The organism is Lacinutrix sp. (genome assembly GCF_029238095.1).
Taxonomy (GTDB): Bacteria; Bacteroidota; Bacteroidia; order Flavobacteriales; family Flavobacteriaceae; genus Lacinutrix.
In genome coordinates this window covers 39,726-52,496 of the sequence record NZ_JAQWGS010000013.1, presented here as the reverse complement: position 1 = coordinate 52,496, position 12,771 = coordinate 39,726, and the positions used below count along the sequence as shown (strand labels likewise).

The following is a 12,771-nucleotide window of genomic DNA, read 5'->3' as shown; positions in this document are numbered from 1 at the left end:
CCCATGTCTTTAATTACATAGTTACCTAATACCATTGCAGCTAGAACCGTAGCTACATAAGAACCAAATAAATCAGCTCCCATACCAGCAACATCTCCAACATTATCTCCAACATTATCTGCAATTGTAGCAGGGTTTCTTGGATCATCTTCAGGAATTCCTGCTTCAACTTTACCAACTAAGTCAGCACCTACATCTGCAGCTTTAGTGTAGATTCCTCCACCAACACGAGCAAACAATGCAATAGATTCTGCTCCTAAAGAGAAACCAGCTAAGGTTTCAAGAACGATAGTCATATCCATGGTATTTGTCCAAACACCTCCCATAAAAAACTGAAAGAATGCAATAAAAAATAAGGTTAAACCTAATACAGCTAAACCAGCAACACCAAGTCCCATTACTGTTCCACCTCCAAAAGAAATACTTAATGCTTTTGGTAAACTAGTACGCGCTGCTTGTGTTGTTCTTACATTTGTTTTTGTTGCTATTTTCATTCCTATGTTTCCTGCAAATGCAGAAAATATAGCTCCAAATATAAATGCAACTACTATAAGAATGTGTGTAGTTGGCACAACAAAAGAAACAACTGCTAATAAAACGCTTACTACAACCACAAAAATTGCAAGTAATCTATATTCAGCATTTAAGAATGCTAAAGCACCTTCGTAGATATGATCTGAAATTTCTTTCATCTTTCCATCTCCTGCGTCTTGCTTCATTACCCACTTTTGCTTAATTGCCATGTAGATTAGGCCTAATACTGCCAATGCTAGTGGCAAGTAAATCATCATTTTATCCATATTAGTTTTTAATTTTGATTAGTTTTTATTGTGCGCAAATGTAATAAATTCAATGTTAAGTAAAAAATGTTTTAATCCTCAAAAAAACAGGAGGCTTCTGCATAAAAAAAAGCCTATTCAATTGAATAGGCTTTTTTTAGATTTTTAAAACTAATGCTTAGTTTTTAACTTTATTTTTGAATTCATCAAACTCTCCTTGTTTAACTTCTCTTGGCCAAGAGTTGTTTGATGTATCTACATCTGCTGTTTCTAATTTAGGATCTACAGTTATACTTACAATCTCTTTAGCTGAAGCTATAGCTTTACTTACTTCTTTATCGTTAAGTCTCCAAATTTGAGCTGGATACGTTTCTGTTTTACTGGTTCCGTCTGCATATGTATATTCAACAATTATTGGCATTACTAAGCCTCCTGGTTTATTAAATGTTACACTATAAAAATATTTAGGCTCTTTCATTGTTGCACGTTCTGCAGCTGAAAAATTATCCATTAAATATTCTTTTAATGACGTTGACTTTTCTGAAACATTCTCACTTGTCATGCCTTCAGTGTATTCATCGCTTCCTTCTTCTACAAAATAGACTAAATCTTTTTCGTCTATTCCATAACGTTTAGCCATGTTTGCACCAATTTTGTTTGGCTTTGTACTGACATAGAATTTTTTAACCTCTTTAACTCCAATATCTACATAATCTGTTGTGTAAAACCATCCTCTCCAGAACCAATCTAAATCAACTGCAGAAGCATCTTCCATTGTACGGAAAAAATCTTCGGGTGTTGGGTGTTTAAACATCCAACGTTTAGAATACTCTCTAAAAGCATAATCAAATAACTCTTCTCCCATTACAGTTTCACGAAGAATATTTAATGCAGTTCCAGGCTTTCCATAAGCATTATTACCAAATTGGTATGTATTTAAACCTTTAGTCATAATTGGAGCAATGTAATTTTGATCTCCTCCCATGTAACGTGTAATATTTGCTGCAGGACCACGACGTGATGGATAAGCAGATTGTCCTGGTGATAATGCATCTGGATACCATTTACCAAAATCTTGCTCTGCCACATATTGTACAAATGTATTTAAACCTTCGTCCATCCATGTCCATTGACGTTCATCACTATTCACAATCATTGGGAAAAAATTGTGTCCTACTTCATGAATAATTACAGACATCATCCCAAATTTAGTACGATCACTATATTTACCTTCTGCATCTGGACGACCATAGTTCCAGCAAATCATTGGATATTCCATACCTTGATTTTTAGCATGAACAGAAATGGCTTTGTGGTAAGGATAATCGAAAGTCATACGTGAGTATGATTTTAAGGTACTTGCAACGGCTTTAGTTGACCATTGCTCCCATAATGGGTTTCCTTCTTTTGGATACATTGAAACAGCCATTTTAGTAGAACCGTTAATATCTACAGCCATCATATCTAAAATAAAACGTCTAGACGTTGCAAATCCAAAATCACGAACGTTTTTAGCACTTAATTTCCAAGTTTTTGTTTTTGTAGATTTTGTTTTTTCTGCAGCTATTACCTCATCTTGAGTTACTATTACTACAGGCTCTTTAAACGATTTTTTAGCTTCTTCATAGCGCTTCATCATTGTTTTTGAGTAGACTTCTTTTCTGTTTGTAAGAACTCCTGTTCCATCTAAAATATGGTCTGCAGGCACAGTAATATTTACGTCAAAATCCCCAAATGGTAATGCAAATTCATCGCGTCCCCAAAATTGTGAATTTTGCCATCCTTCTACATCATTATAAACTGCCATTCTAGGATAGAATTGAGCAATAACGTAAGCTCTATTATCGTCTTCTTTAAAATATTCGTAACCTGAACGTCCTCTTCCATTAACATGGTCGTTAATGTTGTACCACCATTTTATTGAAAATGAAAATTGCTCACCAGATGCTAAAGGCATTGGCATTTCTACTCGCATCATGGTGCGATTAATCATGTGTTGTAAAGGCTTTCCGTTAGTATCTTTTACTTCTTCAATATTAAAACCACCATCGAAACCTTCTCCCATGTAATCATTAGCATAAGATCCGATTTGTGCTACTGGACTTACTCCACTACCTTCAATTAAAGGTGTTTTAGAATCTCTTGCACGCATGTTTTGGTCTAATTGCACCCAAAGATAACTCAGTACATCTGGTGAATTGTTCGTGTAGGTAATAGTTTCGAAACCAGATAATTTTGCATTAACATCATCAAGTACTAAATCCATTTTGTAATCTGCCTGTTGCTGGTAATATGCAGAACCTGGAGCTCCAGATGCAGCACGATACATATTAGGCGTAGAAAACTCCTCGTAAAGTTGCTTGAATTTATTTTCGTTTTTATGGCCTTGTTGAGGCTCTTTTTTTTCTTGGTCTTGTTGTGCGAATACACCAACAGTAACAAAAAGTGCAGATAGCACGAAGTACTTTAAGTTGTTCATATAAATTGTTGTTTTTCAGAATAAAGGCTGAATTTAACAATTTTTAAGATTTAAACCTCTTTTTTTTTTAGAAGTTTAACATTCCTTTATCGTTTTCTGGTATTAAAATAAAGGATTTGTTTTTGCCATTAATTTTAGTGCGTACTATATTTTTTTGATCACTAAACAAATCAAAAAGTACTTTGTTTTCGATTTCGAAAGATTTAATAGAGGCTACATTTTCGATTTCAATATAACATTGTACTACGTCATCGTCGTATTCTTTACCTATAAAATTTAAAGTAGACTCTTTCCCATTTATTAAAATTACTATTCTAGAATACAAATACTTCTCTATATAATTATCTATTTGGTCTTCGTTAGTGTTTGAATTTAAAACTATGGAATTATCAAATCGCTCTTTCAGGAGTTTTTCGAGATCGTCTATAAAAATACGTGTAATAATTTGTACAGATTGCTTCTCACTTACATATTCAATTTTTGTAATACTAACATAATATTTATGTGCACTTACGAAAGCTATTGATGTAATGATTGCTAATATTAAGAGTGATTTAATAATTTTCATGGTTTAATTTTCTATTACAAACTTACAGAAACAAGTCAAAAAGCATTCCAAAAAGCTGCTATTTATTCTTTTTCGGCTAAATTTTCTTTGTATTTAATGTATTTTTCTTTCATAAATTTTAATGCTTCTAAATCGCTTGTTTCACAACGCTCTTTGAATGTAGCATCTTCTGCGCAGAAATAAAAAAACTCTGTTCTTAAATCTTCGTTTAATTCGTTTTCTTTAAAAAAAGCCTCAGAAAGTCTATTTTTTAAGGCATTCATCATTTTGGTATTAGCTTCTAATTTAACTCTGTTTTTAAGTGCTTTTGTACGACCAGAAATTCCATTCAAAATTGGGTTTAAGGGAATAAATCCTCCACCAGATGTTGCTTCGCTAAGTAATCTTTGACTTTTAGTTTTAAGTTTACCTTTGTAACCAGGAATACCAACATCGTAAAAATCTATTGGTCTTTTAGCTTCTGAACTCAAAACATCTTTAGTTAAGTCACCTGTAAGTGTAAACCCTATTACTGCTTCTGGGAGTTCGTTTACTTGCACTTCTAAAAAAAGGGAGAGTGTTTTAGTATTAATATTTTCTATTGTAACAATATGTGTAAGTGGCTTATATTGTATTGATGTAAGTAAAATGGTATCGCTCTGTTTTGCTTCAATTTTAAAAGCACCTTTAACATTTGTTATTGTATATTTTTTCTGAGAAGTGTTTATTACGTGAATATTCTCTATACCTTCTTCACCTTCAACAACACCTTCTAATGTAATATTTTGAGAAAAACTTGCTCCAAAAGTAAAGATTAAAATATAAAACAGTTTACTTTTTAACTCCATTTTCTATTGCTAAAAAAGCTTTACTTTGCGTATGTAGATACTCAATTAATTTTAACTCGTTTTTTGGCTCTAACAAGGTATCATTAAATTGATTTTGTTCAAGAAAGCCTATAAAAGCTTGAACTTTAGCTTCTGGAATATTATAATTTTCTATAAAATATGAAGGCTCAAATGCCTCTGAAACTCTAGAGATTGGTGTTATTAATCTTGTATCTACATCCTTTTTTTTATTCTTTTTTTTCTTAAAAATCCAATTCGTTAATAGTCCTACTATTGCCATTCCATTTGCTTGATATCTAATACGATCGTTTTGCGATCCCATTGCAATATTATCTACTTTTGAATGGTAATCGTCTGGCATTTCGAAATTTTCGAAACTTTCAAAGTTAAAAACTATAGGATCTGAAACCTTAGCACCTAAGGCGTCTGTAGCCAAATCACCTGTTAAATCATATGGTAATAACACTACTTCATCTAGAGTGTTTATGTATTCTTTTAAATATATTTTTAAAACTTTGGTATCTATAACTGCATCTGTAATTTTTGTTGTGAAAGGAATTAATTGCACAGATGAAATTCTTATTTCATCGTTTAAAGTGACCTTAATTTTAAAATTCCCAATAGAATCTGTTACTGCTCCTTTATTAGAAGACGTGTTGTAAATAGTAATATTTTCCAAATCTTCGACATCTACAATTATTTTTCCTTTAACTTCAACACGAGAGTCGTCTTGAGCATAGAATGAGAAAGAGGCAAAAAAAGCACAAACAAGAAAGAAATGTTTCATTTTATGGTAGATTTAGTAATGTAAATAACGTTTTTTTTATCTTAATTAAAATTTAATGGAGTTCTAAACTTTTGTTAAAACATAGTTTATATAAATTTACAACAAATTCAATACAATGAAAAGTATAATTATTGCCAGCACTTCTACTGTTTATGGTGGAGAACCATTAGAGTACCTTTTAAATGAACTAAAAAACCATTTTAAAAACACTAATGAGATTCTCTTTTTACCATATGCAAGACCAAGCGGAATTTCTCATGAAGACTATACCCAGAAAATAAAAATTCCTTTTAAAACCATTGGCAAAACTATAAAAGGAATACATGAATTTACTAATGCAACCGAAGCTGTAAAACAAGCTAAAGGTATATATGTAGGAGGCGGAAACACCTTTGTTTTGGTGAGCCAACTCTATAAAAATGGCTGCCTAAATGCGCTAAAAGAAGCTGTAAATAATGGTATTCCTTATTTAGGAACTAGTGCTGGAAGCAATATTTGTGGCTTAACCATGAATACTACTAACGATATGCCTATTGTTTATCCACCAAGTTTTAAAACTTTAGGCTTTGTGCCTTTTAATATTAATCCGCATTACTTAGACCCAATAAAAGGAAGCAAACATATGGGAGAAACGAGAGAGACGCGTATAAAAGAGTTTCATAAATTTAATACACAACCTGTTATTGGACTAAGAGAAGGCAGTTATATTAAAGTAAAAGGAAACGATATTATTTTAAAAGGAAATTTAAACGCAAGAATATTCGAATACGAAAAAAAAGCCTACGAAATTGAAACAAATACGTTTCTAAATGCATTAAAATAAAAAAGCTTCATCGTTGTGATGAAGCTTTTTGAGCGAGAGACCAGGTTCGAACTGGCGACATTCAGCTTGGAAGGCTGACGCTCTACCAACTGAGCTACTCTCGCATTTCCGATGGCAAATATATACAAACTATTATATTTAAAACAAGAAAATTATAACGTTTTATAAAAATGATATCCAAAAATTTCAAAACCTTCATTGTAGTAAAATTTATGAGAAGGATAATTTTGAACGTAAGTATTTAATTCTGAAGTAGTACAGCCTTTAGATAGAGCATAATTGTACAGCCACTTAAAAAATTGTTTGCCTATACCTTTACTTTGGTACACCTTCTCAATATATACATGGTCAACTTCCATAGATTTCCCACAATAATGTCTGGTTTGAAACCACATGCCACAAACACCAATTAGTTTATTATCATCAAAAACACCAGCACATTCGTAGTTTTCATTTACCATTACAGCAAAACGTTCAATTAACAAGTCGCTAGAATTTGCATTATTTGTTAATTTTTGAATTAACGGAATAATGCTATTAATATTTTTTTTATCAATAATTTTAAAGCTTAAATTCATTGCAATATTTTTTAGTAAATTTAGTTAAATTTAAAAGACATCAAATAATATAAAGCTGAAAACACAAATATTAAATGAACAGAAAAACACTTCTTAAAATCACAATATTAATAGCTTTAGTAATAACAATTATACCACAACTTGTATTATCTCAAACTTCAATTTCTGATGATGAATTAATAGGCAAAGGAAAACCTAAACTCTATGGTGAAGGCTTTAAATTAAGAGAAGAAGCCTATATTGCTTTCAAGAAAATGCAAACCGAAGCGCTAAAAAGCGATATTAAAATTGGTGCAGTATCTAGCTACAGAGGCTTTGCACACCAAAAACGCATTTGGGAACGCAAGTTTACAAGTAATGAAGCGCTAGGACTTTCGCCAACAGAAAACATCAAAAAAATTATAGAATACTCTACAATTCCAGGAACTTCTCGCCATCATTGGGGAACAGATATAGACATTTACCAAACTAATGTAAAACAGCCAAATGGTAAATTATTAGAAAACAATTTTCACAATAATGGCGCCTATTGTAAGCTTAAAGAATGGATGGATACCAATGCAAAAAAGTACGGTTTTTATTTAGTGTATACAGATTTACCAAATAGAAAAGGTTTTAAATACGAGCCTTGGCATTATAGCTACAAACCATTATCATCTCTATATTTAAAAGCATATAGGCAAATAGCTATAAAACAAATTCTAAAATCAAATGATTTAATAGGAAGCGAACATTTTACTAATGCATTTATTACAGACTATACAAAAGAAAATATTTTAGATATAAATCCTGAACTTTTGTAACTTTATAAACTAATTAACACATTAAAAACATGAAAAAAGGAGGCCTTAAAGGACGATTATTAATTGGTGTAGCCATTGCAGCATTTTTTTTAATCAAGCATTTTATGCAACGAGAAACTAACCCATACACAGGCAAAGTACAGTCTATATCTATGTCTCCAGATGAAGAAATACAAATGGGTCTAGCAAGTATTAACCAAATGGCACAACAACATGGAGGTTTGTATCCAAACGAGCAATACCAAGCACTTGTAGATAATATTGGAAATAAACTAGTAAATAATAGTATTGCTAAAGACACACCTTATAAATACGATTTTCACCTTCTAGCAGACCAAAATACAATAAACGCATTTGCGCTTCCAGGAGGACAAATATGTATTACGTATGCCTTATTTTCTAAACTAAAGAATGAAGATCAACTCGCAGGTGTTTTAGGTCATGAAATTGGCCACGTATTAGGCAAACACTCTGCAGAGCGTATTGCTAGCAGTAAAATGTGGCAAGGTTTAACCACAGCAGGCTCTGTAGGTGCAGACATGGGAGGAATAGTGAGCCAAATAGGAAATGGAACCTTACTTAAAAATGGTCGTGGAGACGAACTAGAAAGTGATGAACTTGGTGTTCGCTTTATGATGCGTGCTGGATATGATCCTGAAGAAATGATTGGTGTTATGGAAATATTAAAAGCAGCCGCTGGACCAAACCGTCAGCCAGAATTTGCAAGCTCACATCCAGATCCAGAAAATAGAATAGAAAATATTAGAGAAGCGATAGAACGCTACAGACGAAACTAAATCGTTTTCGCTTAAATATATTATAAAGTCCTGTAAATACAGGGCTTTTGTTATTATATTTGTTTTATTAAATTCAATACCAATGAACAAAAAAGTCATCCTAATGATACTTGATGGTTGGGGAAAAAGCCCAAACCCAAAAGTATCTGCCATAGACAATGCTAATACGCCTTTTATTGACAGTTTATATACAAAATATGCTCATGCACAACTAAGAACAGATGGTTTACATGTAGGCTTACCAGAAGGCCAAATGGGAAATAGTGAGGTTGGCCACATGAATTTAGGCGCTGGACGTATAGTTTACCAAGATTTAGCGAAGATAAATTTAGCTGTAGAAAACAAGTCGCTTGCTCAAGAGCCAGTTCTTGAAAACGCATTTCAATACGCAAAAAAAAATAATAAACCCATTCATTTTTTAGGCTTAGTGAGTGATGGTGGTGTTCATTCTCACACAAACCATTTAAAAGGCCTTATTGAAGCTGCAGAAGCTTTTGGTATAGAAAAATGTTATGTTCATGCCTTTACAGATGGTCGCGATGTCGATCCTCATTCTGGAAAAACATTTATTGAAGATTTAGAAAATTTCAACAAAAAAAAACATACCAAAATAGCTTCAGTAACTGGACGCTATTATGCAATGGATCGAGATAATCGTTGGGAACGTGTTCAGTTAGCCTACAATGCACTAGTAAATGGTGAAGGCGAGCAATCTCAAAATCTTTTAGAAAGTATCCAAAAAAATTATAATAATGCTACTACAGACGAATTTATTAAACCTATAATTAAAACAAATTCTGAAGGTCTTCCGCTTGCCACAATAAAAGAAGACGATGTTGTTATCTTTTTTAATTTTAGAACAGATAGAGGTCGCCAATTAACCAATGCTTTAAGCCAACAAGATTTTCCTGAGTTTGGTATGAAAAAGTTGGATTTATATTACGTGACAATGACCAATTACGATGAAAACTTTAAAGGTTTACACGTTGTATTTAATAAAGATAACATAACCGAAACACTTGGTGAAGTATTAGAGAAAAACAACAAAACTCAAATTAGAATTGCTGAAACAGAAAAATATCCTCATGTTACTTTTTTCTTTTCAGGAGGAAGAGAAACACCTTTTAAAGGCGAATCTCGTATATTAAAAAACTCTCCAAAAGTAGCTACTTACGATTTAAAACCAGAAATGAGTGCTTTTGAACTAACAGATGCTCTAGTTCCAGAGTTAAAAAAAGGAGATGTAGATTTTGTGTGTTTAAATTTTGCAAATGGAGATATGGTAGGACACACAGGCTCAATGCCAGCAGCAATAAAAGCCTGCGAAGCTGTCGATACTTGTGTAGAAAAAGTGGTGACTACAGCCATAGAAAATGGCTATACTACTCTACTTATCGCAGACCATGGCAATTGCGAAACTATGATAAATCCAGATGGTTCGCCAAACACAGCACACACTACTAATCCTGTTCCAATTATTCTAATTGATAAAGATTTAAAACAGATTAAAAATGGTGTTTTAGGAGACTTAGCACCTACAATATTAAAGCTTATTGGCATAGAAAAGCCTATAGTTATGACTCAGGAATCGTTGATTTAAAATGAGTCGTCTGTTCAAGTGATTTTTGAAATATGAAAAAATTGTATTTTTGTAACCTATCTTAATTAAATGAATATTTCCAAAGGACTTATTATTGCTGTAGATTTCGATGGCACTATCGTAGAAGATGGTTATCCTGGTATTGGTGAAGAACGTCTTTTTGCCTTCGACACTTTAAAACGTTTGCAAGCAGATGGTCATCGATTAATTTTATGGACCTACAGGCATGGTAAAAAATTAGACGAAGCAGTTGCATTTTGTAAAAACAATGGTGTAGAATTTTATGCTGTAAACAGAAGTTTTCCTGAAGAAAATACGGTAGATAATGTAAGTCGAAAAATTCATGCCGATTTATTTATAGACGACAGAAATATTGGTGGTATACTTGGTTGGGGAGAAATATACCAAATGCTAACAAACGAGACACCTCAACCCAACCAAAAAAAGAAAAAAAACTGGTTTAACTTTTAACTAGTAGTCATTTTAAAATAGGCTTTATCAATTTCTTCTCTATGGTCTGGATGAGCAATACCTACTAACTCTTTTACACGTTGTTTTATAGTTTTTCCATAAAGGTTGGCTACTCCATATTCTGTAACAATATAATGAATATGAGAGCGCGTAGTAACAACACCAGCTCCAGGTTTTAATGTTGGTACAATTCTGCTAATTCCGGATTTTGTTATAGATGGCAACGCTATTATTGCTTTTCCACCTTCACTTAAAGATGCACCTCTAATAAAATCCATTTGTCCTCCTACTCCAGAATACATATGTGCTCCAATAGAATCTGCGCAAACTTGACCAGTAACATCTACTTCTATAGCAGAATTTATAGCTACCATTTTTGGGTTTTGCCTAATTATTGAAACATCATTGGTATAATTTGAAGCTCTCATTTCTATAAAAGGATTATCATCAACATAATCATACAAACGTTTAGAGCCCATTAAAAATGTTGTTAATGCTCGACCTCTATTGATACCTTTATAATTACCATTAATAACATCTTTTAAAATTAAATCTATTACACCATCCGAAAACATTTCGGTGTGCAAACCTAAATCTTTATGATTACTAAGTCTTGTTAAAACCACGTTAGGAATACTTCCAATTCCCATTTGTAATGTGCTTCTATCTTCTATTAAATCTGCCACAAAGTTTCCTATTTTACTTTCAATAACTGAAGGTTCAGAAATAGTATGCGCAGGCAACTCTTCATTAGACTCTACAAACAAATCAATCTCTGAAACATGAATAATACCAGCTCCATGAGTACGCGGCATAAAGGTATTTACTTGCGCTATAACAGTAGTCGCATTTTCTATTGCTGCCAAAGTAGCTTCAATAGAAACACCTAAAGAACAATAACCATGTTTATCTGGAACAGAAACATGAATTAAAGCAACATCTAAATCAATAATATTGCGTTTAAAAAGTAAAGGTAACTCACTTAAAAAAAACTGGTGTGTAAGATCCATTTCCAGCCTTTAAAGTGTGTCTAACATTTTTTCCAATAAAAAAAGAATTAACATGAAAACTATTTCGGAATTCTGGATTAGCATATGGTGCTTCACCTTCGGTATGTAATTGGCATATTTCAACGTGTTTTAACTCTTCGTGCCTATTCGTCATGGCATGAATTAAAGCTTGTGGAGCTGCTGCTGCTGCCTGAATATAAACACGATTATTAGATTTTATAACTTTAACTGCTTCTTCTGCACTAACTGGTGAAAACATATCTTTAATTTTAGAATACAAAAATACAACCTAAAACATTTTAAAAACCTGCCAAAAGTCATAATATTAGAAGAAAAAAGCAGTTTATTTTAAGTATATTTGCCCTTATTTTGTGAACATGATTATAGTAAAAACAAGAGAAGAAATAGAGTTAATGCGTGAAGCTGCACTTGTGGTTTCTAAAACGTTAGGTGAAGTTGCAAAAGCTGTTAAACCTGGTGTAACTTCATTAGAATTAGACAAAATTGCCGAAGCTTGTATTAGAGATCAAGATGCTATACCAGGTTTTTTAGGATTGTATGATTTTCCTAACACGCTTTGTATGAGTCCAAACTCTCAAGTAGTACATGGTATACCAAACAACACTCCTTTAGTTGAAGGCGACATTATATCTATAGACTGTGGTGCCATAAAACATGGTTTTTATGGAGATCATGCTTATACTTTTGCCGTTGGTGAAATAGCAACTGAAACTAAAAAATTATTACAAGTTACTAAAGAGTCTCTTTACGTTGGTATAAAAGAATTAAAGGTTGGAAATCGTGTTGGTGATGTTGGTTATGCCATACAGAAATATTGCGAAGACCATGGTTATGGAGTTGTAAGAGAACTTGTTGGACATGGTTTAGGTCGTGTAATGCATGAAGATCCAGAGATGCCAAATTATGGCAAACGTGGTCGTGGTAAAAAATTTATTGAAGGTATGGTTGTTGCTATAGAACCAATGATAAATTTAGGAACACAACGTATTAAACAACATAGAGATGGTTGGACTATAACAACTCAAGATGGCAAACCTAGTGCACATTTTGAGCATGACGTTGCCATTTTAGATGGAAAACCAGAAATACTATCAACATTTGCTTACATCTATGATGCTTTAGGAATAGTTTCTAATGAAGAAGATGAATTTAGGCAGAAAACTATTACGCTTTAATTTTTATTATGACAATAAAACACCTTTTAGCATTTATTATTTTTGGTTTTATT

Annotated in this window: 12 protein-coding genes, 1 tRNA gene and 1 pseudogene; 6 read left to right on the top strand and 8 right to left on the bottom strand. The window is 32.6% G+C overall.

The window, feature by feature from the left end; translation table 11 throughout:
- From P8H50_RS04400 to P8H50_RS04380, 5 genes are all read right to left on the bottom strand, one after another.
- Positions 1-800 (bottom strand): sodium/proton-translocating pyrophosphatase (locus P8H50_RS04400; protein ID WP_300205999.1); only part of this gene is annotated, 800 nt, incomplete at its 3' end.
- 157 nt (positions 801-957) lie between these two features.
- Entirely contained in the window at positions 958-3,258 is a 2,301-nt protein-coding gene (locus tag P8H50_RS04395) for a M1 family metallopeptidase (protein ID WP_300205997.1), read from the bottom strand.
- Between the two features lie 67 nt (positions 3,259-3,325).
- On the bottom strand, positions 3,326-3,826 hold the full coding sequence (locus P8H50_RS04390; protein ID WP_300205995.1) for a DUF6702 family protein: 501 nt from the start codon (positions 3,824-3,826) through the stop codon (positions 3,326-3,328).
- A gap of 62 nt (positions 3,827-3,888) precedes the next feature.
- Positions 3,889-4,653, bottom strand: coding sequence for a hypothetical protein (locus P8H50_RS04385; protein WP_300205993.1), 765 nt, complete (start codon positions 4,651-4,653; stop codon positions 3,889-3,891).
- A complete protein-coding gene (locus P8H50_RS04380; RefSeq protein WP_300205991.1) occupies positions 4,637-5,440 on the bottom strand; it encodes a carboxypeptidase-like regulatory domain-containing protein in 804 nt (267 codons plus the stop codon). The genes P8H50_RS04385 and P8H50_RS04380 overlap by 17 nt, the downstream gene beginning before the upstream one ends.
- Positions 5,441-5,555: 115 nt before the next feature.
- Between P8H50_RS04380 and pepE the strand changes: the two genes are divergently transcribed.
- Complete coding sequence (pepE, locus tag P8H50_RS04375) at positions 5,556-6,263, top strand: dipeptidase PepE (RefSeq protein ID WP_300205989.1); 708 nt, start codon at positions 5,556-5,558, stop codon at positions 6,261-6,263.
- A 31-nt stretch (positions 6,264-6,294) separates the two neighbouring features.
- On the opposite strand, the gene P8H50_RS04370 is transcribed toward pepE, so the two are convergent.
- Both P8H50_RS04370 and P8H50_RS04365 read right to left on the bottom strand, forming a co-directional pair.
- Positions 6,295-6,367 (bottom strand) — tRNA-Gly (locus tag P8H50_RS04370).
- A gap of 48 nt (positions 6,368-6,415) precedes the next feature.
- Complete coding sequence (locus tag P8H50_RS04365; RefSeq protein WP_300205987.1) at positions 6,416-6,841, bottom strand: GNAT family N-acetyltransferase; 426 nt, start codon at positions 6,839-6,841, stop codon at positions 6,416-6,418.
- A gap of 74 nt (positions 6,842-6,915) precedes the next feature.
- Here P8H50_RS04365 and P8H50_RS04360 point away from each other — a divergent pair, with 74 nt between their 5' ends.
- From P8H50_RS04360 to P8H50_RS04345, 4 genes are all read left to right on the top strand, one after another.
- Positions 6,916-7,644 carry a M15 family metallopeptidase gene (locus P8H50_RS04360; protein WP_300205985.1) on the top strand — a complete coding sequence of 243 codons (729 nt, stop codon included), beginning with the start codon at positions 6,916-6,918 and terminating at the stop codon, positions 7,642-7,644.
- A gap of 29 nt (positions 7,645-7,673) precedes the next feature.
- Positions 7,674-8,441 carry a M48 family metalloprotease gene (locus P8H50_RS04355; RefSeq protein WP_300205983.1) on the top strand — a complete coding sequence of 256 codons (768 nt, stop codon included), beginning with the start codon at positions 7,674-7,676 and terminating at the stop codon, positions 8,439-8,441.
- A gap of 82 nt (positions 8,442-8,523) precedes the next feature.
- Positions 8,524-10,041: a 2,3-bisphosphoglycerate-independent phosphoglycerate mutase gene (gpmI, locus tag P8H50_RS04350; RefSeq protein WP_300205981.1), complete on the top strand. Its 1,518-nt coding sequence runs from the start codon at positions 8,524-8,526 to the stop codon at positions 10,039-10,041.
- Between the two features lie 69 nt (positions 10,042-10,110).
- Positions 10,111-10,512, top strand: a complete 402-nt coding sequence (locus tag P8H50_RS04345) for a BT0820 family HAD-type phosphatase (protein ID WP_300205979.1) — start codon at positions 10,111-10,113, stop codon at positions 10,510-10,512.
- On the opposite strand, the pseudogene P8H50_RS04340 reads toward P8H50_RS04345, so the two are convergent.
- Positions 10,509-11,781 (bottom strand): annotated as a pseudogene (locus P8H50_RS04340) (acetyl-CoA hydrolase/transferase C-terminal domain-containing protein). The gene P8H50_RS04345 and the pseudogene P8H50_RS04340 sit on opposite strands and share 4 nt — an antisense overlap.
- A gap of 118 nt (positions 11,782-11,899) precedes the next feature.
- Between P8H50_RS04340 and map the strand changes: the two are divergent.
- Positions 11,900-12,718, top strand: a complete 819-nt coding sequence (gene map, locus P8H50_RS04335; protein ID WP_300205977.1) for a type I methionyl aminopeptidase — start codon at positions 11,900-11,902, stop codon at positions 12,716-12,718.
- Positions 12,719-12,771 lie beyond the last annotated feature (53 nt).